The organism is Mycobacterium sp. 852002-51163_SCH5372311, from assembly GCF_001667115.1.
In the GTDB taxonomy this organism is placed as follows: domain Bacteria; phylum Actinomycetota; class Actinomycetes; order Mycobacteriales; family Mycobacteriaceae; genus Mycobacterium.
This window is the reverse complement of the sequence record NZ_LZIJ01000024.1, coordinates 24,828-48,685: the sequence shown is the minus strand read 5'-3', so window position 1 is coordinate 48,685 and position 23,858 is coordinate 24,828. Positions and strand designations below refer to the sequence as shown.

Genomic DNA, 23,858 nt, shown 5'->3' with positions numbered 1-23,858 from the left:
AAGCCGCCGCGACGGCGACCACCCGCTCGGTCACGATCAGTTGGGTCAGCCAGCGGCGGAGCTGCCGGCCCTCACTGGTGCCGCTCGCCGGCAGCGTGGCCGCGCGGAAACCGTTGCGCAGTCGCACCTCCCGCTCGTCCACCTCGTCGACGGAAATCGGGGTGCCGGCGACGGTAGCGACCGGCGTGCTCATGTCACCGTCACCTTGACCGCCGGCGAGTACAGCAGCCGGCCCGCGCAGCCGACCCGCACCAGGGCCCACCACTGGCCGGGCTCCAGCCAGGCCGGCGGGACGACATCGAAGCCCAATTCGACGGTCCCCGCGGCCGGCAGCGTCGCGCCGACAGCAGCCGGGCCGATCCACTCCCAAGTACCCCAGGGGCTGATCAGGTGTGCCTCCAGCGCCAGGTCGGCCCGGGCACGGCTGCCGACCGTGACGGCCAGCCGGCCCGAGTCGCCGGCCTTCAACTCGACCTCGGCCGGACCGCCGGCCAGGAAGACCAGCTCGGAGTGTTCGGGAGCACCCACGGTCACCACGCACACGTCCTCGACCACCTGACACCAGGCGGCCGGCACGTACTCGCCGGTGACGCACAGCTGAGCGCGAACCGGATACAGTCCCGGCTCGGTGTGGGGCGGAATCGTCAGCGCAACGTCGGCCTCCAGGTGCTCACCGGCGCACAGTGTGAACGGCAGCACGGCGGGCATCGCCGACCAGCCCGGGGACAGAATCTCCACCTCACCGGTCAGGGTGTAATCGGTGCTGTCGCTGGCCGCGGTAAGTCGCAATACCAATTCCTCGCCCGGCTCGGCGGTCACCGACGCCGGATGCAGGTGAGCGACGACCGGCAGCCCGCCGACCGGCGCCGGGCCGCGGTTGTGCAGCCAATAACGCGCGAAGAGCGGCTGGGCCGCCTCGGCCTGCGGGGCGAGTTCGCTGCTGCCGGCCAGCACCTTGGGCACGTCGATCCGGGCCAGCACGGTGGCGACCTGATAGCCGTGCAGGTCGATCGCCCGTTTGCGTCGCTGCGACCTTTCCAGCAGGTCGGCCAGCTGCAGGGCGCGTACCTTCCCGAGCTGGGAGCCGAGGGTGACGCGGGCGTCCCCGCCGGTAGTCTCCACCAGCCGCAGCGCCACCACCGCAGGGTCGACACGCTCAGCGCTTCCTGCGGCGAGCGGGTTGCCGGCGGCTTTGAGTGCGCCCAGGTGCACCGCGCCGACCGGCTCGACCTGTAGCAGCGAGCCGACCGGTGCCAGCGTGCCGCCGCGCTTGTGCGGGGTGATCGCCCGCAGCGGGTGCGAAAACTGCGCGCTGCGCGCCGGGATCCCGGCGCGCCGCCAGTCGCCGTCGTCGCAGACCAGCGCGTAGTCGAATTCGTGTGTCCAGTGCTGAAGCTGGAAGTTGGAGCCGTCCGGCGCGGTGCGGCGCGGCTCGTCGATCCACACCCCGGACGGCCAGCCGGTGCAGGAGCGCAGCAACGCGGTGTGCAGGGTGCCGTGGGAGTCGACGGCGAAGCTCGGCACCCCACGGTTGAGCAGCGCGACAGTGCGCGCTTCGAAAGGTTCGGATCCCCGCGGCGCTTGCTGCGACACCGCGATCTCGGCGTCGGCGAGGTCGTCGGTCAGCGACGCGATCGCAGCGCGCAGGCTTTTGTCGTCGCGGCCGTCGATGACCAGCACCGGCAAGGCGCGCGGCGCACGCAGGTCAGCGTCGGGCACCCACACCGCGGCCAACTGTGTCGCGGCCGGCACCCACACCCTGGCCCCGCCGGTCTTGGCGAGTTGCCGCTCGAGTTCGGCGGTGTAGACCGGGTCGGCCTCGGCCAGTACGGCTTTGGTGAACGCGTTGCGGGTCGGCCCACCCAGCGCGATACGCGCGTCCGGCAGATTGGAGTCGACGTCGAGGTGGCCGTAGCGCGGTTTGTCCGCGTCGCTGCAGGTGGCCGTCACGCCCGCGCGCACCAGCGCGACCATCAGGTCGCGGGCCAGCGGCCCCGACGTCGCCTCCGAGGGCGACACCACCTCGGCGACCGACACCGCGCGCACCGCGTCGGGGCCGAGACGAATCCGCACCGCCGACGAAAGCCCGAACCAGCCGTAGGCGGGGTTGTCCAGCGTCCACAGGTGCTGCCCGGTGTCCACCGACTGCGGCCCCTCGTGCAGCAGCGCGAAGCCACGCCCGATGACGGCATCGCCAACCTCGCTGACCGGCATGGCGCCCGGCACCGGACACGGCCAGCGCAGCCGGAGCAGGCGGTCGACCCCGGTGAACTCGTCGATGGTGGTGCGGCAGTCCACTCGTGCCACATCCCGCCATAACGTGAGCGTCTGGGTGTAGCGCAGCACCGTGCCGATCCGGCCGCGCACGACGAGCCGCTGACCCAGCGGGCCGTGGTATGCCTGCACCTCGGCGGCCGCTTCCGACGAGCCGACCACCGGCCCCTTGGGCAGCAGATGCCAGGGGCCCTCGCCCTGCGTCGGATGGGAGGAGTATTCCTCGTAGACGGCGAGCTCGTTGCCGACCTTGCCATCGGCGATGAGCTCGCGGCCGCCCTGGCCGGATAGGTGGACAAGCGAAGACACCGCCCCACCCCGCGCCGAGTCGACGGTCAGGCGGTAGTGCTCGTTGGCAATCTCGTTTCCGGCCACCGGCTCCCAGCCGGTGGAACCACGTCCGGGGGCCAGCCGGTAGGCACGCCACCCCAGCGACGGCACATCGCGCGCCAGCCAGGTAATCGAGCACCCGCCGTGCTCGACGTGGACAGGCACCTCTTCGCCGTCGCAGTTGAGCACTCGCACCCGCGAGTGCAGCGGCGCGTCGAGCCGGGCGGTGACCAGGTCGGTGCGCGGGTGGGTCAGCGGGTTCCAGACCAGCAGCGTGTCGTCGGGAACATCGACGGCGCCGGACAGCAGCGCCAGCGAGTTGTCCCGCGCCGTCCGGCCCAGCTCCCACGCATCGCGCCAGCCGGTCAACAGGTCGAGGTACACCTGGTCGGACTCCGAACCGGTGATCGCGTCGTGGTGAGCGCCGTAGGCCAGCTGCACCCAGGCTTTGGCCAACGCCGCCTGGGGATACTCGGCTCCGGTCAGCAGCCCCGCGAACACCGCGAACCGTTCGGCGTCCAGGACAGCGTCCTCGGCGGCGCGGTTCGCTTGTTTGGTGTCGATATAGGACACGTCTTTCCCGGTGTAGATCGGGTTCATGTCCCGGGTCTGCGGCGAGGGCACCTGCCCTCGCTCCGCCAGCTCGGCGCGTACCGCCGCGAAGAACTCCCGCGGCAGGCCGCACACGAACCGCGGCCAGGTATAGCGAGCGGCCCAGTCGCGGTGGATGGCGGTGACCCACTTGTTGGGCGGCGTGTAGTCGGTGCCGACCGGCAGCAACACGTTGCGGGTCAGCGCGACCTTCTTGAGCTGGTCGAACAGCGCGTAGGTGGCGTCCTCGGCCTCGGCCAGCGAGGTCGACGAGTCCATCCACCAGCCCGCCGAATAGTGCGCCGGCATGTAGTGGGTGAGCAGGCCGCGGCCGGACGGCGAAATCCACTCGAACTCACTGCAGAACTGCATTCGGTCGACGTCACCACCTTGCGCCGGGCCCCATTGGTGATGTGGCCCGCGGGCCCAGGAACTCGACGTCAGCCCGGCGTCGGCGGCCATCCCGGGGAATTGCGGATCGTGGCCGAACACGTCGAGCTGCCACGCGGTGGCCGGGTCGGCACCCAGCACGTCGCGCTGAAACCCGATGCCGTGCACCAGGTTTCGGATGGTCGTCTCGGGGCTGGTGAGGTTGGTGTTCGGTTCGTTGTAGGTGCCGCCCATCACCTCGACGCGGCCTTCGGCGAGGAAGCGGCGCAGGTCGGCGCGATCCTCGGGGCGGGCGTCCCAATACGGCTTGAGGTAGTCCACCTCGGCCAGCACGAACTTGTACTCCGGTTCGCGACGAGCCATCTCCAGGTGTGCGCGCACCAGCTCGAAGCCATTGGTCTGACGGGCCCGTCCGGGCGGATCTTCGCGCCATTGGCTGGTGTAGCCGGCCTGGGTGTTCCACCACACCGGGTCGTAGTGGAAGTGGCTGACCATATACATGGTCCAGCCGGGCTCGGCGATCGTGAACTCGAAGGCGTGACTGGACTCGCCGGCGTGCGCCCGCGCGCCCCGCCGCTGACCGACGACCGGGTTCTTCACCGTGACGGGAACCTCGACAGCCTCCTGACCGGCCCCGCCGATCCCCGCGACCGCTTCTCCGGTCAGTCCGTCGCCGTCGATTCGGATGGGCGTGGGCTCGGTGCACCCGCTGACGGTGATGCGCGCGAGCTGCAGCGGCGCGTCCGGCGGGCCGACGAACAGCTCGGTCGACTCGCCCGAAACCACCCGCATGACCGCACTTTACGTTGCATTACCGCCGTCCTGTCACCCCTTGGTGGGAGGCTCGGTGCCATGGCGGATATGACCACACAACTGGCCGACCAGCTCGACTGGCATTGGCGCGAGCATTTGCGTCCCCGCATGGACGGCCTGACCGACGACGAATACTTCTGGCAGCCGGTGCGCGATTGCTGGACGGTCCGTCCCGGCGGGTCGGTGGATTTTGCATTCCCAGAGCCCAGCCCCGCGCCGTTCACGACCATCGCGTGGCGTCTCGCCCACGTCATCGTCGGGGTGTTCGCGATGCGCAACCACCACCACTTCGGCGGACCGCCCGCGGACTACCAGAGTTGGGACTACGCCACCGACGCCGCCACCGCACTGCGGCAACTGGATGAGGCCTACTCGGGGTGGATCGCCGGAGTGCGGTCGCTGACCGACCGCGACCTTACCCAGCCGTGCGGTCCGGCCGAAGGGCCGTACGCGGAACACCCGATTAGCGAGCTGGTCTTGCACATCAACAGGGAAGCGATCCACCATGGTGCCGAAATCGCTTGTCTTCGAGACCTTTACCGCCATCAGCGCGCCGACTGGACGGATTGAGAAATGCCCGCACTCGCCCCACCCGTGTCCGACGAACGCAGTGCGTTGCGCGAATACCTGGCCTATCACCAAAGCGCCTACTTCGCGGTGTCCTTCGGCCTCACCGACGAACAGGCTCGGTCCACGCCGTCGGTCAGCGCGCTGTCGATCGGCGGACTGGTCAAACACGCAACCGGCATGCAGCGCAGCTGGATGAGCCGAGTCGCCGCCGCCCCGGGGCTGCCGCCCAAGGACACCCGGCCTTTCGACGAGGTCGCCAGGGATTTCGCCGACCAGCACGTGATGCGGCCGGACGAGACGCTGGACGGGCTGCTGCGAGCGTTCGAAGCGCAGAACGCCATCTCGCTGCAGCTGGTGGAAACCGCCGACCTCGACACCGCGGTGCCGGTACCGCACGACATCCCGTGGTTCCCGAAGAACCTGGAAGCCTGGTCGGTGCGCTGGGCGATCTTGCATGTGATCAACGAGCTGGCCCGGCACGCAGGACATGCGGACATCATCCGGGAAAGCATCGACGGCGCCACCATGTACGAGTTGATCGCCGGGCGCGAGGGCTGGGAGATCGAAGGCTGGGTCAAGCCCTGGTCTCCCGGGTGACGAGGTCAGCGTGTCCACCAGCAGCGGGATAGCGCGCCGCGAGACGCCCGACGGTACCGTCGAACTCTATTACGAGGTGCTCGGCGAGCCGGACAACCCGCCGGTGCTGCTCATCATGGGTCTCGGCGCACAGTTGCCCATGTGGCCCGACGGCTTCTGCCGGCAGCTCGTCGGCTCCGGTTACCGCGTGATCCGGTTCGACCACCGCGACACCGGGCTGTCGGCCAAGATGCACGGGCTACGGGCCCAAGGCCCGGTCTATCGACGGATCGGCCGCTATTTGTTCGGCAGGCCCAGCCCCGTGCCCTACACCCTCGTCGACATGACCCGAGATGTGGTGGCGCTGCTGGACCATCTGCGCATCGGGCGGGCGCATGTCGTCGGCGCGTCGCTGGGCGGCATGATCGCGCAGATCCTGGCCGCCACCGAGCCGGGCCGGGTGGCGTCGCTGGGCATCATCATGTCGACTACCGGCAAGCCGCTGTCCGCGCCGCCGGCCTGGCGGGTCATCAAGCTGGCGTTCGACGCACCGGCCAAGGACGCATCAGCCGAGGAGAAGCTGTCCTTCGAGGTTCGCAACATCGCTGTGTTCAACGGACCGAACTTCCTGCCCTCCGAAAGCGAGCTCCGGCACCGCGTCCGGCAGCTCGCAGACCGCTGCACCTACCCGCCCGGCATGCTGCGCCAATTCGACGCCGTGCTGGGCACCGGCAGCCTGCTCGCCTACAGCAAGGCGATCACCGCGCCGACGGTGGTGCTGCACGGTTCGGCGGACCCGATGGTGCGACCGCGTAACGGGCGCGCGGTCGCCGCGGCCATCCCTGGCGCCCGATTCGTCGTGGTCGACGGAATGGGTCACGACCTTCCCGAACCGGTGTGGCGGCCGATCCTCGAGATACTCACCGAGAACTTTGCGCGAGCGGATTAGCGATTCGCCGAGCGTGTAATCACGGCCAAATTCGGGCCGGATTTTCGCCGTGATTACACGTTCGGCGGGCATAACACGGCACGTGAGCGGGCTCACGCGAATTGGGAGTTGACTATCGGAATTTGGCACACTGCTCAAATGAGCTCCGCTAAACACCGCGAGGTGGTCAAGCTCGACCGGGTGCCGTTGCCGGTCGAAGCTGCCCGGGTAGCCGTCACTGGTTGGCAGGTCACCCGGACCGCCGCCCGGGTCGTCACCAACCTGCCCGGCAAGGGGCCGTGGCAGCAGAAGGTGATCAGGGAGATCCCGCATACCTTCGCCGACCTGGGCCCGACGTATGTCAAGTTCGGGCAGATAATCGCGTCCAGCCCGGGGGCGTTCGGCGAGACGCTGTCCCGCGAATTCCGCGGTCTGCTCGACCGGGTGCCGGCGGCCGACACCCAAGAGGTGCACAAGCTGTTAGCCGAGGAACTCGGTGGTGAGCCGTCCGAGCTGTTCGCCAGCTTCGAGGAAGAGCCGTTCGCGTCGGCGTCGATCGCCCAGGTGCACTACGCGACCCTGAAGACCGGCGAGGAAGTGGTCGTCAAGATTCAGCGGCCGGGAATCCGCCGGCGGGTCGCTGCCGACCTGCAGATCCTGAAGCGCTTCGCCCAGGCCGTCGAACTGGCCAAGCTGGGTCGTCGGCTGTCCGCCCAGGACGTGGTCGCCGACTTCTCCGACAACCTGGCCGAGGAGCTGGACTTCCGTCTGGAGGCGCAGTCGATGGAGGCCTGGGTGTCCCACCTGCACACCTCCCCGCTGGGCAAGAACATCCGGGTGCCGAAAGTGCACTGGGAATTCACCGGCGAGCGGGTGCTGACGATGGAACGGGTGCACGGGATCCGCATCGACGACGTCGCCGCCATCCGCAAAGCCGGCTTCGACGGCACCGAGCTGGTCAAGGCGCTGCTGTTCTCGGTGTTCGAGGGCGGACTGCGGCACGGCCTGTTCCACGGCGACCTGCACGCCGGCAACCTCTACGTCGACGACCAAGGCCGCATCGTGTTCTTTGACTTCGGGATCATGGGCCGCATCGACCCGCGCACCCGCTGGCTGCTGCGCGAGCTGGTGTACGCCCTGCTGGTGAAGAAGGACCACGCCGCGGCGGGCAAGATCGTCGTGCTGATGGGCGCGGTCGGCACCATGAAGCCCGAAGAACAGGCCGCCAAGGACCTGGCCAGCTTCGCCACACCGCTGACCATGACGACGCTGGGCGACATGTCATACGCCGACATCGGCCGGCAGCTGTCGACGCTGGCCGACGCCTACGACGTCAAACTGCCGCGCGAGCTGGTGCTGATCGGCAAGCAGTTTCTGTACGTGGAGCGGTACATGAAGCTGCTGGCGCCGAAGTGGCAGATGATGTCCGACCCACAACTGACCGGGTACTTCGCGAACTTCATGGTCGAGGTCAGCCGGGAGCATCAACCCGATGTCGAGGCCTGAGGAGGCGGCGCAAGTGGAGGTCCGCAGCGGTTATGCCAAATCAGGGGCCGGCCCTGAAGGCGAGCTGAAGCTCTACTACGAGGACATGGGCGATCCCGGCCATCCGCCCGTACTGCTGATCATGGGTCTGGGCGCTCAGCTGCTGCTGTGGCGGACCGCCTTTTGCGAGCAACTCGTCAACAACGGCCTGCGGGTCATTCGATACGACAACCGAGACGTCGGCCTTTCCGACAAGACCGAGCGGCGGGGCGGCGGCCAGTCGCTGCCGGCCCGGATGCTGCGTTTCTGGATCGGCCTGCCCGGGCGCGCCGCATACACCCTGGAGGACATGGCGGACGACGCCGCGGCGGTGCTGGATCACCTCGGAATCGAGCGGGCCCACATCGTCGGAGCTTCGATGGGCGGCATGATCGCACAGATCTTCGCCGCGCGTTTCGCCGAACGGACGAAGAGCCTCGCGGTGATCTTCTCCAGCAACAATCGCCCGTTCCTGCCGCCGCCGGCGCCACGGGCCCTGCTGGCGCTTCTCAAAGGACCGCCGCCGGATTCGCCGCGCGACGTCATCGTCGAGAACGCGGTGCGCGTCACCGAGATCATCGGCAGTCCGGCCTACCGCGCCCCGGTGGAACAAGTCCGTGCCGAGGCCGCCGAGAGCTACGACCGCAGCTACTATCCCTGGGGGGTTGCGCGGCATTTCAGTGCGATCCTCGGGAGCGGCAGCCTGCTGCGTTATGACCGGCGCATCGCCGCGCCGACCGTGGTGATCCACGGGCGGGCAGACAAGTTGATGCGGCCACTCGGAGGCCGCGCGGTCGCGCGCGCGATAGAAGGAGCACGATTGGTGTTATTCGACGGAATGGGTCATGATCTGCCGCAGCAACTGTGGGATCGGGTGATCAACGAGCTGCGAAGTAACTTTGTTGCAGCCGGGTGATGCCGAGCAGCATGCTTTAACACTTTGCCTCGTGGGTACGACAAACATGCCTCACAGGGTTGTACGGTTATCAGGCGGGAGGTTGTCGCAAAATGTCCAAATTGACACCGTATTACGAAGAGTCGCAGTCGGCGTACGACATTTCTGACGACTTCTTCGGGCTATTCCTCGATCCCACCTGGGTCTACACGTGCGCCTACTTCGAGCGTGACGACATGACGCTGGAAGAAGCGCAGCTGGCTAAGTTGGACCTTGCGCTGGACAAGCTGAACCTCGAGCCGGGGATGACGTTGCTCGACGTCGGATGCGGGTGGGGCGGAGCGCTGGTCCGCGCGGTGGAGAAGTACGACGTCAACGTCATCGGAATCACGCTGAGCCGCAACCACTGTGAGCGCAGTAAAGCCAGGCTGGCCGCCATCCCTACGCAGCGGCATGCCGAGGCGCGACTGCAGGGTTGGGAGGAGTTCGACGAGAAGGTCGACCGCATCATCACCATCGAGGCGTTCGATGCCTTCAAGAAAGAGCGCTATCCAGCCTTCTTCGAACGCGCCTACGAGATCCTGCCCGACGACGGCCGAATGTTGTTGCACAGCTTGTTCACTTACGACCGCCGGTGGCTGCACGAGCAGGGTATTCCGCTGCTGATGAAAGATATCCGCTTTCTGAAGTTCCTGCGGGAGTCGATATTTCCCGGCGGCGAACTCCCGTCGGAAGACGACATCGTCGAAAACTCCAAGGCCGCAGGGTTTTTCTTGGAAGAGACCCAATTGATGCAGCAACATTACGCACGGACGCTGGACATGTGGGCGGCCAATCTGGAGGCCAACCGGGATCGTGCCATCGCGGTGCAGTCCGAAGAGACCTACAACAACTTCATGCACTATTTGACCGGCTGCGCAGACCGTTTCCGCAGGCGACTCATCAACGTCGGGCAGTTCACCCTGACGAAATAGCGGCACACCGGCTGAGCTGCGACAACGCGCGTTCGGTTTCGTGCTGCGGCGCTGAATCGGATACCATTTCCGGACAGCAGCGCCGGTGCTTGGCGACAGCAGCGCCCGGGAGGCCTTGAACGTCTCAGTACGGCCCGGAACGGCCCAGGAAGGCACACAAAACATCATGGCCCAAAAGCTGACGCCGCACTTTGCCGATGTGCAGGCGCATTACGACCTGTCCGACGAGTTCTTTCGGCTGTTCCTCGACCCCACCCAGACCTACAGCTGTGCCTATTTCGAGCGCGACGACATGACGCTGGAGGAAGCCCAACTCGCGAAAATCGACCTGGCACTGGGCAAGCTGGGCCTGCGGCCGGGGATGACGCTGCTCGACGTCGGTTGCGGCTGGGGCGCCACCATGCGCCGGGCCATCGAGAAGTATGACGTCAACGTGGTCGGCTTGACGTTGTCGAAAAACCAGGCTGCGCATGTGCAGCAGTCGTTCGACGAGTTGGACAGTCCGCGCAGCAAGCGAGTGTTGCTCAACGGCTGGGAAGAGTTCGACGAGCCCGTCGACCGCATCGTGTCGATCGGCGCGTTCGAGCACTTCGGCCACGACCGCTACGACGACTTCTTCGAGATGGCCTACGGCGTGCTGCCCGATGACGGCGTGCTGCTGCTGCACACCATCACCGGGTTGACGGGCCCGCAGTGCGTCGAACGCGGCATACCGCTGACCTTCGAGATGGCTCGCTTCATCAAGTTCATCGTCACCGAGATCTTCCCCGGCGGCCGGTTGCCGTCGATCGAGAAGGTCGAGGACCACTCGTCGAAAGCGGGCTTCACGCTGACTCGCCGGCAATCGCTGCAGCCGCACTACGCCAGAACCCTCGACCTGTGGGCCGCAGCGCTCGAGGCGAATAAGGACGCGGCCATCGAGATCCAGTCCGAAGAGGTGTACGAGCGGTACATGAGGTATTTGACCGGCTGCGCCAACGGATTCCGCGTCGGCTACATCGACGTCAACCAATTCACGCTGGAGAAATAGTGCTTGCGCCAGTCAGGCTGATATCTGACGGACTTCGGACGAGAAAACCCGGGTCACGCGACGTCAAATGCCAGGGATGTGCCCCGCCGCGTGTAGGGTCGCGGGGATGGCTACCTCGTGAAGGGTGCCCGTCAACAGTGGGAGCACTAGGGAGCGCTCATGTCTAAAAACCCAATGAGCTCTGTCAATACACGGCCGAACGACGAAGACGTCCAGGCGCACTACGACCTTTCCAACGAGTTCTTCGCGCTGTTTGTGGATCCGACGCGCACATACAGCTGCGCATACTTTCCGCGCGAGGGCATGACCCTGGAAGAAGCACAGCTCGCCAAGATCGACATGACGTTGGACAAGCTGGCGCTGGAGCCGGGAATGACGCTGCTCGACATCGGCTGCGGTTGGGGTTCCGTCATGAAACGCGCCCTGGAGAAATACGACGTCAACGTCGTCGGGCTGACCATCTCCAAAAACCAGCACGCCTACTGCCGGCAGGTGCTCGACGGAGTGGACACGAATCGGTCGTACCGGGTGCTGCTGAACGACTGGTGTGAGTTCAGCGAGCCGGTGGACCGCATTGTCACCATCGAGGCGCTGGAGCACTTCGGCTACGACCGGTATGACGACTTCTTCAAGTTCGTGTACGAGGCCCTGCCGCCCGACGGACGGATGCTGCTGCACTCCATCACGGGCTTGCACGTCAAGCAGGTGATGGAGCGGGGCATTCCGCTGACGATGGAGATGGCCAAGTTCATCAGGTTCATCGTCACCGACATCTTCCCGGGCGGTCGCCTGCCGATGATCGAGACCGTTCAGGAGCACTGCGAGAAGGTCGGTTTCACGGTGACCCACGTGCAGTCGCTTCAGACGGACTTCCCCAAGACGCTCGACTTCTGGGCGCAGACCCTGGAAGCGCGCAAGGACGAGGCCATCGCGCTACAGTCCGAGGAGATGTACGAGCGCTACATGAAATACCTGACCGGCTGCGCCAAGGCTTTTCGCATGGGCTACGTCGACTGCAACCAGTTCACCTTGGAGAAGTAATTCAAGCGCCAGATTGAGTATTGGGTATGGTGGCACGTCGGTGCGTGCGTCTAGATAGCGAAATTCATTCAGGAGAACAGAACGACAATGGCTGACAACCAGGCTGGCCCGACGAAGATCCGGACCCGCTCCGAAGACATCCAGGCGCACTACGACGTCTCCGACGACTTCTTCGCCCTCTTCCAGGACCCGACCCGGACCTACAGTTGCGCCTACTTCGAGCCGCCGGACATCTCGCTCGAGGATGCTCAGTACGCCAAGATCGACCTCAACCTGAGCAAACTGGACCTCAAGCCGGGCATGACGCTGCTGGACATCGGCTGCGGTTGGGGCACCACCATGCGGCGGGCCGTCGAGAAGTACGACGTCAACGTCGTCGGTTTGACCCTGTCGAAGAACCAGCACGCCCGCTGCCGGCAGGTGCTGGACAGCATCGACACCAACCGTTCACGCGAGGTGCGGCTGCAGGGCTGGGAAGATTTCAGCGAACCCGTCGACCGGATCGTGTCGATCGAAGCCTTCGAACACTTCGGGCACGAGAACTACGACGACTTCTTCAAGAGGTGCTTCAACATCATGCCGGAGGACGGCCGGATGACCGTCCAGAGCAGCGTCAGCTATCACCCGTTCGAGATGGCCGCCCGCGGCAAGAAGTTGAGCTTCGAGACGGCCCGATTCATCAAGTTCATCATCACCGAGATCTTCCCCGGCGGTCGGTTGCCGTCCACCGAGATGATGGTCGAACACGGCGAAAAGGCCGGTTTCATTGTGCCCGAGGCTCTTTCGCTGCGGCCGCACTACATCAAGACATTGCGAATTTGGGGCGACACGCTGGAGTCCAACAAGGCGAAGGCCATCGAGGTCACCTCCGAAGAGGTCTACAACCGGTACATGAAGTACCTGCGCGGCTGCGAGCACTACTTCACCGACGAGATGCTGGACTGCAGCCTGGTGACTTACCTGAAGCCGGGCGCGGCTGCTTAACCTTCGCGCTTGCGTCACTCCTGCCACTCGGATACCAGAAAAGCGGCAATGTAGTTGTTTTGCAATGCGATAGCACGGGTGCCATCACATTGCATCCGGCCGTTCGCCGAAATCGCCACGAGACCCTGTCGGATTGTGGGCGCGCTGTTCGTCGGATAGGTAGAGAGTGGAACACAGGGTTTCGCTCACTATTCGGAGGTGACCACAATGCAGTACTTGGCGCTGTTGATCAGCCGGGAGCCGGAACTCACACCTGACGAACGCGACTCCATGATGGCGGCATTCGAGAGCTTTCATGCGAAAGCCGCGTCGGCAATCCGGGCCGGCGACGCCCTGACACCTGCGGCGGACGCGGTGCGCATCACAGGCGGCCCGAACGCGCCGCTCGTCACCGACGGCCCATTCCCCGAAGGCGCCGAGGTAGCCTGCGGCTACTACGTGTTCGAAGCGGAGAACCTCGACGAGGCACTGGCTCTGGCGCGCGATATCCCCGTCGCCACCTACGGCACGATCGAGGTTCGGCCCACCTACCACGTGTTCGATCCCGAATGGACGCGGGCGGGCAGCGGCCAATGGCTGGCGCTGCTACAGGAACCACCCGCATCCGCACACACGCCGGGTACTCCGGAGTGGCAGGCGGAGGCGGCCCGGCACGGTGAATTCGCCGCTGCCGCAGGCGATCACATTGCCGGCGGCGCCGCTTTGCACGAGCCGGCGACGGCGACGACGGTGCGTGTCCGCGACGGTCAGGTGCTGCTGACCGACGGGCCCTACGCAGAAGGAGCGGAGATCGCCACCGGCTTCTATCTGCTGACCGCCACCGATCGTGACGAGGCGGTCAAACTGGCCGCGATGATTCCCGCTTCGGCCGTGCAGTTGCGGCAGCTGGCCGGAGTCTCCCACCTGTAGGCCCCGCATGACCGACCTGAGCGGCGTCTTCCGGCGCGAGTGGGGCCCGGCTGTGGCCGCCCTGGCCCGATGGTCGGGCGACCTCACCGTCGCCGAAGACGCCGTTCAGGAAGCCTGTGCCGAGGCTCTTCGTACCTGGCCCCGCGACGGGGTGCCGGACAATCCCGGCGGGTGGCTGGTAACGGTCGCACGCAACCGGGCGCGGGATCGGCTACGCCGCGAATCTGCCCGTCCGGGAAAGGAATTGGCGGCCGTGTTAGACGATATTCGGGCCCGTACCGATCACACTGACCCGCATCCGGTGCGCGACGACGAGCTACGGATGATGTTCACCTGCGCGCATCCGGCGCTGGACCGGCAGTCGCAACTGGCGCTGACGTTGCGGCTGGTGTCCGGGTTGACCGTCGCTGAGATCGCTCGCGCCCTATTGCAGGCCGAAGCAGCCGTCAGTCAGCGAATCACCCGGGCCAAGAACAAGATCCGGCATGCCAACATCCCGCTGCGAGTGCCACCCGCCGAACTGCTGCCAGAACGCACACCTCACGTGCTGAGCTGCATCTACTCGGTTTTCACCGAGGGCTATTGGTCGACCGCCGGCCCGTCGGCCATCCGAGACGAACTGTGCGACGAGGGCGTCCGGCTGGCTGCGGAGCTGTGTGCGCTGATGCCGCAGGAGCCGGAGGCGCACGCCTTGGCGGCTCTTGTGCTGCTGCATGATTCGCGTCGGGCAACCCGGGTGGACGGTGCGGGCGCGCTGGTGCCGCTCGATGAGCAGGACCGTCGCCGGTGGGACGGCGGCCGCATAAGCCGCGGCCTGGATCGGCTGCGGCGGGCCCAGGGCTCAACCGGGCCGTATCTGCCTCAGGCGGTGATAGCCGCTCTGCACGCGACGGCGCCGTCCTGGAAGCAGACCGACTGGACCGCCATCTGCGCCGCATACGACCGGCTGTTGCAGATGACCGACTCGCCGGTAGTGCTCGCCAACCGCGCGCTGGCGGTCGGGTTCCGCGATGGACCCGATGCCGGCCTGGCCGCCTTGGAGAAGGTGGCGCACGATCCCCGGCTTGCCCGGTCCAATCTGGCTGCGTCGGTGCGCGCCGACTTGCTGCGCCGGGCGGGTCGCCGGGAAGAAGCTCTTATCTGGTATCGAGAGGCGTTGCAGCACAACGGATCTGAGCCCGGCCGCGACTTCCTGCGGCGACGTATCGCCGAGTGCGGCGGATAGCGTATCCGGCCACCAGACGCAGAATCGCATCGGCGACGCGATATTTGTGCGATTCTGCGTCTGCTCGCGCAGAAAAATTACTCCGAGGTGAAGTTGCGGGTGACGGACGGGTCGACCGGAATACCCGGCCCGGTCGTCGTCGACACGACGACCTTCTTCAGGTAGCGGCCCTTCGACGACGACGGCTTCAGCCGCAACACCTCGTCGAGTGCGGCGCCGTAGTTTTCCGCAAGCTTCTTGTCGTCGAACGACGCCTTGCCGATGACGAAGTGCAGGTTGGCCTGCTTGTCGACGCGGAAGTTGATCTTGCCGCCTTTGATGTCGGTCACGGCCTTGGCGACGTCGGGGGTGACGGTGCCGGTCTTCGGGTTCGGCATCAGGCCGCGCGGACCCAGGATTCGGGCGATACGGCCCACCTTGGCCATCTGATCCGGCGTCGCGATGGCGGCGTCGAAGTCCAGAAATCCGCCCTGAATCTTTTCGATCAGGTCGTCGCTGCCGACAATGTCGGCTCCCGCGGCCTCGGCCTGCTCCGCTTTCTCACCGACCGCGAACACCGCGACCCGGGCGGTCTTGCCCGTACCGTGCGGCAGGTTGACCGTGCCCCGGACCATCTGGTCCGCCTTGCGCGGGTCGACGCCGAGCCGGATCGCCACCTCGACGGTCGCGTCCTGCTTGCTGGACGACGTCTCCTTGGCAAGCTTGGCCGCCTGCAGCGGGGTGTACAGGTTGCTGCGATCCACCTTCTCGGCGGCCGCGCGATATGCCTTGCTGGTCTTGCTCATTGACTGTCCAATCTGTGTTGGGTCGTGGTTACCTAACGGGCCGAAGCTGGCCCTCCCACGCTGCTTAATTTTGTCGGACTTCTCCTCGGGCCGCTAGCCGGCCCGCATCGTCGTGCGACGCGCGCCGAAAACTACTCGACGGTGATGCCCATCGACCGCGCGGTGCCGGCGATGATCTTGGCGGCCGCATCGATGTCGTTTGCGTTGAGGTCCGACTTCTTGGTCTCGGCGATCTCACGAACCTGGTCCCAGCTGACCTTGGCGACCTTGTTCTTGTGCGGCTCCGCCGAACCCTTACCTACACCCGCCGCCTTGAGCAGCAGCTTCGCAGCCGGCGGCGTCTTCAAGGTGAACGTGAAGCTGCGGTCCTCGTAGACCGTGATCTCCACCGGGATGACGTTGCCGCGCTGGTTCTCGGTGGCGGCGTTGTACGCCTTGCAGAACTCCATGATGTTGACGCCGTGCTGGCCGAGCGCGGGGCCGACGGGCGGCGCGGGGTTGGCCTGCCCCGCCACGATCTGCAGCTTGATCAGCCCGGCGACTTTCTTCTTCTTCGGGGGCATGGGGTGTCCCTATCCTTCCTTGTCCTGCTTAGGGTCCTGCTTAGGCTTGTCCGGCCTTGGGATTGGCCTGGTATGGCGTACGCGACCGGCTAGATCTTGGAGACCTGGCCAAAGGTGAGTTCCACCGGCGTTTCCCGGCCGAAGATCGAGACCAGCACCTTGAGCTTCTGCTGCTCGGCGTTGACCTCGCTGATCGTGGCGGGCAGCGTGGCAAACGGTCCGTCCATCACCGTCACCGATTCGCCCACCTCGTAGTCGACCTCGACAACCGGACGCTCCAGCCCGCCGGTCTCGGCGGCGGCAGCGGTGCTGGCCGCACCCTTGGCGGCCTTCTTCGTCGCTCCCGGCGGCAACAGGAACTTCACCACGTCGTCGAGCGCGAGGGCCGACGGACGCGATGTCGCGCCGACGAACCCGGTGACTCCGGGCGTGTTGCGTACCGCCGCCCACGAGTCGTCGGTCAGATCCATGCGGACCAGGATGTAGCCGGGCAGGACCTTGCGGTTGACCTGCTTGCGCTGGCCGTTCTTGATTTCGGTGACCTCTTCGGTGGGCACCTCCACCTGGAAGATGTAGTCGCCGACGTCAAGGTTCTGCACGCGGGTTTCCAGGTTGGCTTTCACCTTGTTCTCGTAACCCGCGTAGGAGTGGATCACATACCAGTCGCCGGGCTTGCTACGCAGCTCTGCCTTGAGCGCGGCGGCTGGGTCCAGTTCTTCGGGCGGAGCCTCGGCGACCTGCTCGGTGCCGGCTTCCTGCACGTCGACCGCCTCACCCGCGGACGTGTCACCGTCGAAGGTAGTCACGGTTTGCAGTCCTTCCTGTCACTCTCAAGCCTCAGCCGAACACCAGTAGCACCAGCTTGGCCAGGCCGAAATCCGCGAGCCCGACCAGTGCCACCATGAAGGCCAGAAACACCAGCACCACCGAGGTGTAGGTGAGCATCTGTTTGCGGTTCGGCCAGATCACCTTCCGCATCTCGGCAACTACCTGCTTCAGGTAGTTGAAGACGAAGACGATCGGGTTGGCTGAGCCGGCTTTCTTCTTTGCCTTGACGGATTTCTGGGCCGTCTTGGCCTTCGCACGCTTTGCGGACTTCTTTGATTTCTCTTCCTTGGCGACCTCTACATCGCCCGACGACTCGGCGTCGGCATCGGCCACCTTCTGACGAGTCCGTTTGCCGGTGGGACGCTGCGGCCGCGTCACAGCTTTTGTCACCAACGCCGTCCGACCGCCACTTTCCTCGGTCTCGCCGCCGTCGCTTGCGGCGTCGTTGGCAACGTCGCCTTCGTCGCTCACCGCATGCTCCTTCGTTCGCTAGCTATCCGCCGGGCCATGCCCCCCCCGATCTGGTCCGACCGGGCACTGCTTCCCAGTGTCCACCTATGTCACGCTACCTGTATCCGGCCCCTCCGCAGGCCCGTCCCGGCCTGCATCCTCACGAGGCTGGCCGGAGCGCCTTCAGCAGGGGCGACAGGACTTGAACCTGCAACCTGCGGTTTTGGAGACCGCTGCTCTGCCAGTTGAGCTACGCCCCTTCGCGGTTGGCAGGACGGATCCAGTCCGGCCAGGCCACCTTGTGTCGGGGCCTACATGACACGCGCGCCCTCCGCTCGGTCGATTCACGGACTCGTCGCGGAAAGGGCGCAGATGCTGGGAAAACCCCGACGTCCGAGTGTACTAGATACCAGTTGAGCGCAGGAAATCCGAGGTTTATCCGGTTCTGATGACCTGCCCGGAATCCTTGTCCCATTTGAGCCTGGCCGAGCCGTCGCCCTGCTGACCCATCAGCGTTGTGAAGGCCTCGAGGACCAGCTCACCCTCGTCGTTATGGCAGATGTTTCTCGTCACCACGATGTCGGCGCCGAAACGCTCGTCGACCGAATGAATGTCCATCCGGGCCCACAGCACATCGCCGGCGAGAATCGGCTTGTGGAAGACGAACCGCTGATCGACCTGGACGATCTGCATAGTCTCCATGCCCACGTCGACGTTCTGGAAGAAGTCGGTCTGGACCAGCTTCGCAAGGATAGTGGCGAACGTCAGCGGCGCGACGATGTTGTCATAGCCGAGTTCGGCCGCCGCGTCCTCGTTGTAGTAAGCCGGGTGGTCGCATTTGATCGAGCTGGCGAAGGCGCGGAGTTGCTCGCGCCCCACGACGAAGGAGTCCGGATACCGCCAGATCATCCCGCGGATATCAGTCTTGAGTGCCATGCCTACGCCAGTTTCGCCGAAGCGATCGCCCTGCCGAAGATCTTCTTACCGTCGGTGGTTGCCGTGAGAGCGATCGTCACCGACTTGCTGTCCGGATCGACCGACTTCACCCGGCCGTTGAAGACGAGCTCGGCGCCCTTGCCGTCGTTCGGAACCGGCACCACGGCGGTGAACCGCACGTTGTACTCGGTGACCGCACCCGGGTCGCCGACCCACGAAGTCACGTAGCCGCCGCCGATCCCCATGGTCAGCATGCCGTGGGCGATCGCGGTGTCCAGCCCGACGACCTTGGCGATCTCGTCGTCCCAGTGGATCGGGTTCAAGTCACCCGACACCCCGGCGTAGTTCACCAGGTCCCCGCGGGTCAGCGGGTAGATCCTCTCGGGAAGCTGGTCTCCAACTTTGACCGAACTGAACTCACGCAGCGCCATCAGAAAATCCCTCTTCTCCGTCCTCACCGGCACGGCCCGCCAGGGTCGTGTAGGTCTCCTGCACAATGTCACCCGCTTCGTTGGTGATGATGTTCTTGGTCACGATGATCTGGGTGCCGTGCGCCTCCCGCATCGAATCCACCCAGACGTCGCAGTACAGCCTGTCACCGGCCACGATCGGCTTCTCGAATTTCAGCACCTGATCGACCTGAACGATCTGCGAGTCTTGTACCGCGATGTTCGCGTGCTGAAAGAACGCCGACTGTGCCTTATAGCCGAATACGCAGATGAAGGTCAACGGGGCCACCAGCGCCTTGTAGCCGAGTTCGGAGGCCGCATCCTCCGTGAAGAATGCGTCGTCGGTGTTTTGGACGGCCTCCGCGTACTCGCGGATCTTTTCCCGCTCCACCTCGTAGTGGTCGGGATAGCGGTAATGCATCCCGACAATGTCTGTAGTCAAAGCCACGGCTGTAAAACCTACCTAGTAATTCCCGGCAAATACGGTTTGGACCGACTACCGTGTCTCGCGATGCGGCTGGTGTTTGCCGCAATTGCGGCAGAACTTCTTCAGCTCCATCCGGTCGGGATCATTGCGGCGGTTCTTCTTGGTGATGTAGTTACGGTGCTTGCACACCTCGCATGCCAACGTGATCTTCGGCCGCACATCGGTACTGGAAGCCATGACGGTTCTCTCTCAGGTCTCTTTCGCACGTGATCGTTTTTTGTTTTGTAGCGATGGCCGGACTCGAACCGGCGACCTAACGATTATGAGTCGTTCGCTCTAACCGACTGAGCTACATCGCCTCTGGTCCACCCCATCTTCGGCGGGCACCGTGGGTTGGGGCCGCCAGCCTGCTCGGCGTCCGCCGAGCCCCCTAACGGAATCGAACCGTTGACCTTTTCCTTACCATGGAAACGCTCTACCGACTGAGCTAAGGGGGCCGTTCACCCGTAGCGACCAGTCGTGCGGGTGCGCTTTCTAGGGCCTAAAAGAGGGTACAGCCTGGCGCGCAACGTCACCAAACCACGCGTACGAGCCGCGGTCCGCAGGCGCCGGTCAGCCCCCGTCGCCGCGGGGCGGTCGAACCCAGGCCTTCGGATCGCTGAACTCGTCGAACTCCTCGTCCAGCTTTCCGGCGTTAACTTCACCCGCCAACCCAAGGAGAGATCGCAGCGCCAGATGCACGGCACCTTGCGTGTCCAGCACGTGGTAACGACGGATGACCTCTCGGACCAGGTCGTCGTCAACCTCGATCTCGACCTTCTTGAACATGGCCAGACATTACCTCCGGACTCGATGCCCTTCGCGGGCCTTAAACCCGATGACGTGCCCGAAATGGTAGGTCGACTTCGCGGGTCATAGTCTGAGTGGGTGTCAGATTCGGACCGGCTCTACTTCCGTCAACTGCTTTCCGGTCGCGATTTCGCCGCGGGCGACATGTTCGCGATGCAAATGCGCAATTTCGCCTACCTGATCGGTGATCGTGAGACCGGTGACTGTGTCGTGGTCGATCCGGCCTACGCCGCCGGTGATCTGCTCGACGCGCTCGAGGCCGACGGCATGCACCTGTCCGGGGTGCTGGTGACCCATCATCACCCGGATCATGTGGGCGGGTCGATGATGGGCTTCGAGCTGAAGGGCCTGGCCGAATTGCTGGACCGCAAAGCGGTGCCGGTGCATGTCAATAGCCATGAGGCAGTTTGGGTTTCGCGGGTCACCGGGATCGGTCTGGGCGACCTGACCACGCATGAGAACCATGACAAGGTGAGCATCGGCGACATCGAAATCGAGCTGCTGCACACTCCCGGTCACACGCCGGGCAGCCAGTGCTTTCTGCTGGACGGCCGGCTGGTCGCCGGGGACACCCTGTTTCTGGAAGGCTGTGGCCGGACCGACTTTCCCGGTGGCGACTCCGACGAGATGTACCGCAGCCTGCAGCAACTCGCCCAGCTCCCCGGCGACCCGACAGTGTTCCCGGGCCATTGGTATGCGGCCGAACCCAGCGCGTCGTTGTCGGAGGTCAAGCGTTCCAACTACGTGTATCGCGCCCGAAATCTCGACCAGTGGCGAATGTTGATGGGCGGTTGAGGCACGCGAAAAGCATCTCAACCAGGTTTTCGCCGAATTTGGTGCAAAAGATAACTGTGGTATAAGCGGGAGGTGGATTCAATGGGGTGGGCTCAAGGCTGGTCCGGGGCCACAGACTTTGGGTCCAACGCCTGGCTGGTGTGGTCGGTGTGGGCTGCGCTCGCACTCGGCATCGTGGCGCTTGTCTTCACCAACTATCAGATCCGGCGCAACCGCCAGCTCGCCGCTGAGCAGATTCGGCCCCATGTCGGCATGCTGATGGAACCGCATGTCACCGACTGGCACGTGATCGAGGTCGTGGTCCGCAATTTCGGTCGCACCGCCGCCTACGACATTCGATTTTCGTTTCCGACCCCACCGACCGTCGCGGCATACGAAAACGCCTCCGACGGCTACGCCGACGTCGTCGAACTGCAGCTCCCCCGCGAGTTGCCCGCGCTGGCACCCGGCCAGGAGTGGCGGATGGTATGGGACTCCGCGCTCGACCGCGCCGAGATCGGCAACGCCATCGAGTCCCGGTTCGAAGGGTCTGTCATCTACTACGACCGCCCCGAGCAACCGAAGGGGTGGCGGTTCTGGAGGCGCCCGCGCAAACCGCTGGAGACCAAGGTGGTGCTGGACTGGGATGCCCTGCCGCCCGTTCAGCGCATCGAGTTGATGACGTCGCATGATCTGGCGAAGCGGGAGAAGCAGAAGCTGGAACTGCTGCGCAGCCTGCTCACCTACTTCCACTACGCGAGCAAGGAAACACGTCCCGAGGTGTTCCGCAGCGAAATCGAACGAATCAACGCCGCCGTCCAGGAGACTCAGGACCGGTGGCGTGTCCGGCAGCTCGATCACCCGACCGACGTCAACCTGCGTTGGGGTGCCGCCGAAGACGAACTGGGCAAGCATCGCAACCAGCGCGTGTGACGGTGGCCCGCCGGCACCTCCTGTTCGGCGCGGCGCACCCCGAAGCGAAAAGCGAAGGAGTACCCCATGAGCGGCCCCGTCATGTACACCAAAAAGGACTCCATCGCGGTCATCAGGATGGACGACGGCAAGGTCAACGCGCTGGGCCCAACCATGCAGCAGGCCCTCAACGAAGCGATCGACCAAGCCGACGGCGATGCCGTCGGGGCCCTGGTGATCACGGGTAACGAGCGGGTTTTCAGCGGCGGCTTCGACCTGAAAATCCTTACCTCCGGCCAGGTACAGCCGGCTATCGACATGCTCCGCGGCGGCTTCGAGCTGTCGTATCGCCTGTTGTCCTACCCCAAGCCGGTGGTGATGGCGTGCACCGGCCATGCCATCGCGATGGGGGCATTCCTGTTGTCGTCCGGCGACCACCGGGTTGCCGCCCACGCGTACAACATTCAGGCCAACGAAGTCGCGATCGGCATGACGATTCCCTATGCCGCCCTGGAGATCATGAAGCTGCGGCTGACCCAGTCGGCGTATCAGCAAGCCGCCGGGCTTGCCAAGACGTTCTTCGGTGAAACCGCCCTCGCCTCAGGCTTTGTCGACGAGATCGTGCTGCCCGAAATGGTCCGCAGCCGCGCCGAAGAAGCCGCACAGGAATTCGCCGGTCTCAACCAGCAGGCTCACGCCGCGACCAAGCTGCGCACCCGCGCCGACGCGCTCAAGGCCATCCGGGCCGGAATCGACGGAATAGCAGCCGAGTTCGGAGTCTAGGTCCAATGGCGACGACCCGCTAGACGCCCTGGTATCGCCGGAACCGGTTGAGGTACGCCGGAAAGTCCCAGGTAGACAGGAACTCTCGCGCAGCCCCATACCCTTTGTCGTACTGCTCCTCAAGACGCTTTCTCGAAATATTGAAGTCCAGTGCACTGACTTCGGTCGAAACCACCCGGATGGCGCGCGCGCTGACCCACGGCTCATTCAGGCGGGTCAGATCGTGACCGAGCACCATGGTCAGTATCAGCTTCTCCAGCAACGTCGGCGGGCCAAGACGACGCAGCGGCCGCAACCCCGGGAGGGCACTCTCAATGCCCTCGAAGAGCTTCGGAACGACGGTGATCCCAAAGGTCGGCCAGCGTGGCGCTTTGGCGTCCGGCCGATCCAACGAGTCGATCGGAAAGGTCGACAGCAGACCACCGTCGACCAACGTGGACTCCACTCCGCTGGCGCTGCGCAAGGTCACCGGGCGATAGAAAAACGGGATTGCCATCGAGGCGCGCACCGCGTCGGCGACGAACTGCTCGTCGGGATCGAGACCGTAAAGGCGGCGGTAGTCCCACGGCAACCGAACGAGCTGTCCGGTCGTCAGGTCGGCGACGGTGACCACAGCCCGGTAGCGCCGCTCCTCGAGGAGGTCGTCGTCATCGATGGCCAGATCACCAAACTTGGTGACGCCCAAGTTCTTTAGCTCGCCCCGGACCCAGTCGTGGGCGAAGTCACCGCGATACAGGCCAGAGTCACGCAGCAGGCCCAGTGCCGGGCCGAGGAATGGGATCGGCGCGGCGTCGCGCCATTTGCTCAGCGGCACAGACAATCCGAGTTCCTTGACCTGGTCACTGGTTAGCTGATCGTCTTTGGATGCGGCCGCCACGATCGCGGCGACCACTGAGCCTCCCGACACGCCGGACGCCCTTTGGAACGAATAGCCCTCCTCCATCAGCCTGACAATCGCACCAACCAGGCCAATGAACTTGACGCCTCCGCCGGAGAGAATGAGGTCGGCGTTTTTCGGATCGTCAGCCATTGAAATTCCTTTTCAGCC

25 protein-coding genes, 3 tRNA genes and 1 pseudogene are annotated in these 23,858 nt (G+C 65.0%); 14 read left to right on the top strand and 15 right to left on the bottom strand.

Features of this window, described 5'->3' with window-relative positions; all coding sequences use genetic code 11:
* Window positions 1–193: pseudogene (locus A5791_RS03440) on the bottom strand (malonyl CoA-ACP transacylase); the annotation flags it as partial.
* Window positions 190–4,377 carry an NEW3 domain-containing protein gene (locus A5791_RS03435; RefSeq protein ID WP_067231068.1) on the bottom strand — a complete coding sequence of 1,396 codons (4,188 nt, stop codon included), beginning with the start codon at window positions 4,375–4,377 and terminating at the stop codon, window positions 190–192. The gene A5791_RS03435 and the pseudogene A5791_RS03440, both read right to left, overlap by 4 nt.
* Window positions 4,378–4,437: 60 nt before the next feature.
* On the opposite strand from A5791_RS03435, the gene A5791_RS03430 reads away from it, so the two are divergent.
* The 11 genes from A5791_RS03430 (at window position 4,438) to A5791_RS03380 (ending at window position 15,054) form a co-directional block, all read left to right on the top strand.
* Window positions 4,438–4,968: a DinB family protein gene (locus A5791_RS03430; protein WP_067231064.1), complete on the top strand. Its 531-nt coding sequence runs from the start codon at window positions 4,438–4,440 to the stop codon at window positions 4,966–4,968.
* Between the two features lie 24 nt (window positions 4,969–4,992).
* Entirely contained in the window at window positions 4,993–5,565 is a 573-nt protein-coding gene (locus A5791_RS03425; protein ID WP_067231061.1) for a DinB family protein, read from the top strand.
* 10 nt (window positions 5,566–5,575) lie between these two features.
* Window positions 5,576–6,493 carry an alpha/beta fold hydrolase gene (locus tag A5791_RS03420; RefSeq protein ID WP_067231058.1) on the top strand — a complete coding sequence of 306 codons (918 nt, stop codon included), beginning with the start codon at window positions 5,576–5,578 and terminating at the stop codon, window positions 6,491–6,493.
* Between the two features lie 138 nt (window positions 6,494–6,631).
* Complete coding sequence (locus A5791_RS03415; protein WP_067231054.1) at window positions 6,632–7,978, top strand: AarF/ABC1/UbiB kinase family protein; 1,347 nt, start codon at window positions 6,632–6,634, stop codon at window positions 7,976–7,978.
* Between the two features lie 13 nt (window positions 7,979–7,991).
* Window positions 7,992–8,912 (top strand): alpha/beta fold hydrolase, encoded by a 921-nt coding sequence (locus A5791_RS03410; protein WP_067231051.1) that lies wholly within the window; start codon window positions 7,992–7,994, stop codon window positions 8,910–8,912.
* 92 nt (window positions 8,913–9,004) lie between these two features.
* Window positions 9,005–9,865, top strand: coding sequence for a mycolic acid methyltransferase MmaA1 (gene mmaA1, locus A5791_RS03405; RefSeq protein ID WP_067231047.1), 861 nt, complete (start codon window positions 9,005–9,007; stop codon window positions 9,863–9,865).
* Between the two features lie 166 nt (window positions 9,866–10,031).
* A complete protein-coding gene (locus tag A5791_RS03400; RefSeq protein WP_067231094.1) occupies window positions 10,032–10,895 on the top strand; it encodes a cyclopropane mycolic acid synthase family methyltransferase in 864 nt (287 codons plus the stop codon).
* A gap of 159 nt (window positions 10,896–11,054) precedes the next feature.
* Window positions 11,055–11,936, top strand: coding sequence for a cyclopropane mycolic acid synthase family methyltransferase (locus tag A5791_RS03395; RefSeq protein ID WP_067231043.1), 882 nt, complete (start codon window positions 11,055–11,057; stop codon window positions 11,934–11,936).
* 87 nt (window positions 11,937–12,023) lie between these two features.
* Window positions 12,024–12,920, top strand: coding sequence for a hydroxymycolate synthase MmaA4 (mmaA4, locus tag A5791_RS03390; protein ID WP_067231040.1), 897 nt, complete (start codon window positions 12,024–12,026; stop codon window positions 12,918–12,920).
* 207 nt (window positions 12,921–13,127) lie between these two features.
* Window positions 13,128–13,829, top strand: a complete 702-nt coding sequence (locus A5791_RS03385; protein ID WP_067231036.1) for a YciI family protein — start codon at window positions 13,128–13,130, stop codon at window positions 13,827–13,829.
* A gap of 7 nt (window positions 13,830–13,836) precedes the next feature.
* Window positions 13,837–15,054: an RNA polymerase sigma factor gene (locus A5791_RS03380; protein WP_067231031.1), complete on the top strand. Its 1,218-nt coding sequence runs from the start codon at window positions 13,837–13,839 to the stop codon at window positions 15,052–15,054.
* 77 nt (window positions 15,055–15,131) lie between these two features.
* On the opposite strand, the gene rplA is transcribed toward A5791_RS03380, so the two are convergent.
* From rplA to A5791_RS03320, 12 genes are all read right to left on the bottom strand, one after another.
* A complete protein-coding gene (rplA, locus tag A5791_RS03375; protein ID WP_067231028.1) occupies window positions 15,132–15,839 on the bottom strand; it encodes a 50S ribosomal protein L1 in 708 nt (235 codons plus the stop codon).
* Between the two features lie 131 nt (window positions 15,840–15,970).
* Window positions 15,971–16,402: a 50S ribosomal protein L11 gene (rplK, locus tag A5791_RS03370; RefSeq protein ID WP_067231025.1), complete on the bottom strand. Its 432-nt coding sequence runs from the start codon at window positions 16,400–16,402 to the stop codon at window positions 15,971–15,973.
* Between the two features lie 89 nt (window positions 16,403–16,491).
* Window positions 16,492–17,208, bottom strand: a complete 717-nt coding sequence (gene nusG, locus A5791_RS03365) for a transcription termination/antitermination protein NusG (protein WP_067231023.1) — start codon at window positions 17,206–17,208, stop codon at window positions 16,492–16,494.
* Between the two features lie 31 nt (window positions 17,209–17,239).
* Window positions 17,240–17,701: a preprotein translocase subunit SecE gene (secE, locus tag A5791_RS03360; RefSeq protein ID WP_067231019.1), complete on the bottom strand. Its 462-nt coding sequence runs from the start codon at window positions 17,699–17,701 to the stop codon at window positions 17,240–17,242.
* A 166-nt stretch (window positions 17,702–17,867) separates the two neighbouring features.
* A tRNA-Trp gene (locus A5791_RS03355) sits at window positions 17,868–17,940 on the bottom strand.
* 175 nt (window positions 17,941–18,115) lie between these two features.
* A complete protein-coding gene (gene hadC / locus A5791_RS03350) occupies window positions 18,116–18,616 on the bottom strand; it encodes a (3R)-hydroxyacyl-ACP dehydratase subunit HadC (protein WP_067231016.1) in 501 nt (166 codons plus the stop codon).
* 2 nt (window positions 18,617–18,618) lie between these two features.
* The gene (gene hadB, locus A5791_RS03345) at window positions 18,619–19,047 is read right to left on the bottom strand and encodes a (3R)-hydroxyacyl-ACP dehydratase subunit HadB (RefSeq protein ID WP_067231013.1); all 429 of its coding nucleotides are present in this window, start codon (window positions 19,045–19,047) and stop codon (window positions 18,619–18,621) included.
* A complete protein-coding gene (gene hadA, locus A5791_RS03340; protein WP_067231008.1) occupies window positions 19,034–19,513 on the bottom strand; it encodes a (3R)-hydroxyacyl-ACP dehydratase subunit HadA in 480 nt (159 codons plus the stop codon). Before hadA ends, hadB begins: the two co-directional genes overlap by 14 nt.
* Window positions 19,514–19,561: 48 nt before the next feature.
* On the bottom strand, window positions 19,562–19,729 hold the full coding sequence (gene rpmG, locus A5791_RS03335) for a 50S ribosomal protein L33 (protein ID WP_067231004.1): 168 nt from the start codon (window positions 19,727–19,729) through the stop codon (window positions 19,562–19,564).
* 48 nt (window positions 19,730–19,777) lie between these two features.
* A tRNA-Met gene (locus tag A5791_RS03330) sits at window positions 19,778–19,851 on the bottom strand.
* A 65-nt stretch (window positions 19,852–19,916) separates the two neighbouring features.
* Window positions 19,917–19,989: transfer RNA gene (locus A5791_RS03325), tRNA-Thr, on the bottom strand.
* Between the two features lie 115 nt (window positions 19,990–20,104).
* The gene (locus A5791_RS03320; RefSeq protein ID WP_067231001.1) at window positions 20,105–20,320 is read right to left on the bottom strand and encodes a type II toxin-antitoxin system VapB family antitoxin; all 216 of its coding nucleotides are present in this window, start codon (window positions 20,318–20,320) and stop codon (window positions 20,105–20,107) included.
* Window positions 20,321–20,419: 99 nt separating this feature from the next.
* Here A5791_RS03320 and A5791_RS03315 point away from each other — a divergent pair, with 99 nt between their 5' ends.
* The 3 genes from A5791_RS03315 (at window position 20,420) to A5791_RS03305 (ending at window position 22,810) form a co-directional block, all read left to right on the top strand.
* Entirely contained in the window at window positions 20,420–21,136 is a 717-nt protein-coding gene (locus A5791_RS03315) for an MBL fold metallo-hydrolase (protein WP_067230997.1), read from the top strand.
* Window positions 21,137–21,217: 81 nt separating this feature from the next.
* Window positions 21,218–22,048 (top strand): hypothetical protein, encoded by an 831-nt coding sequence (locus A5791_RS03310; RefSeq protein WP_067231090.1) that lies wholly within the window; start codon window positions 21,218–21,220, stop codon window positions 22,046–22,048.
* A gap of 66 nt (window positions 22,049–22,114) precedes the next feature.
* Window positions 22,115–22,810 (top strand): crotonase/enoyl-CoA hydratase family protein, encoded by a 696-nt coding sequence (locus tag A5791_RS03305; protein ID WP_067230993.1) that lies wholly within the window; start codon window positions 22,115–22,117, stop codon window positions 22,808–22,810.
* 19 nt (window positions 22,811–22,829) lie between these two features.
* On the opposite strand, the gene A5791_RS03300 is transcribed toward A5791_RS03305, so the two are convergent.
* Window positions 22,830–23,840 (bottom strand): patatin-like phospholipase family protein, encoded by a 1,011-nt coding sequence (locus A5791_RS03300; RefSeq protein ID WP_067230990.1) that lies wholly within the window; start codon window positions 23,838–23,840, stop codon window positions 22,830–22,832.
* Between the last annotated feature and the right edge of the window lie 18 nt (window positions 23,841–23,858).

Bases quoted from the DNA above. Each gene is read 5' to 3' on its own strand.
- A5791_RS03435 (WP_067231068.1), bottom strand. From the start codon at position 4,377: ATGCGGGTGGTTTCGGGCGAGTCGACCGAGCTGTTCGTCGGCCCGCCG.
- A5791_RS03430 (WP_067231064.1), top strand. From the start codon at position 4,438: ATGGCGGATATGACCACACAACTGGCCGACCAGCTCGACTGGCATTGG.
- A5791_RS03415 (WP_067231054.1), top strand. From the start codon at position 6,632: ATGAGCTCCGCTAAACACCGCGAGGTGGTCAAGCTCGACCGGGTGCCG.
- mmaA1 (WP_067231047.1), top strand. From the start codon at position 9,005: ATGTCCAAATTGACACCGTATTACGAAGAGTCGCAGTCGGCGTACGAC.
- A5791_RS03400 (WP_067231094.1), top strand. From the start codon at position 10,032: ATGGCCCAAAAGCTGACGCCGCACTTTGCCGATGTGCAGGCGCATTAC.
- A5791_RS03395 (WP_067231043.1), top strand. From the start codon at position 11,055: ATGTCTAAAAACCCAATGAGCTCTGTCAATACACGGCCGAACGACGAA.
- mmaA4 (WP_067231040.1), top strand. From the start codon at position 12,024: ATGGCTGACAACCAGGCTGGCCCGACGAAGATCCGGACCCGCTCCGAA.
- A5791_RS03385 (WP_067231036.1), top strand. From the start codon at position 13,128: ATGCAGTACTTGGCGCTGTTGATCAGCCGGGAGCCGGAACTCACACCT.
- A5791_RS03380 (WP_067231031.1), top strand. From the start codon at position 13,837: ATGACCGACCTGAGCGGCGTCTTCCGGCGCGAGTGGGGCCCGGCTGTG.
- rplA (WP_067231028.1), bottom strand. From the start codon at position 15,839: ATGAGCAAGACCAGCAAGGCATATCGCGCGGCCGCCGAGAAGGTGGAT.
- rplK (WP_067231025.1), bottom strand. From the start codon at position 16,402: ATGCCCCCGAAGAAGAAGAAAGTCGCCGGGCTGATCAAGCTGCAGATC.
- hadC (WP_067231016.1), bottom strand. From the start codon at position 18,616: ATGGCACTCAAGACTGATATCCGCGGGATGATCTGGCGGTATCCGGAC.
- hadB (WP_067231013.1), bottom strand. From the start codon at position 19,047: ATGGCGCTGCGTGAGTTCAGTTCGGTCAAAGTTGGAGACCAGCTTCCC.
- rpmG (WP_067231004.1), bottom strand. From the start codon at position 19,729: ATGGCTTCCAGTACCGATGTGCGGCCGAAGATCACGTTGGCATGCGAG.
- A5791_RS03320 (WP_067231001.1), bottom strand. From the start codon at position 20,320: ATGTTCAAGAAGGTCGAGATCGAGGTTGACGACGACCTGGTCCGAGAG.
- A5791_RS03310 (WP_067231090.1), top strand. From the start codon at position 21,218: ATGGGGTGGGCTCAAGGCTGGTCCGGGGCCACAGACTTTGGGTCCAAC.
- A5791_RS03305 (WP_067230993.1), top strand. From the start codon at position 22,115: ATGAGCGGCCCCGTCATGTACACCAAAAAGGACTCCATCGCGGTCATC.
- A5791_RS03300 (WP_067230990.1), bottom strand. From the start codon at position 23,840: ATGGCTGACGATCCGAAAAACGCCGACCTCATTCTCTCCGGCGGAGGC.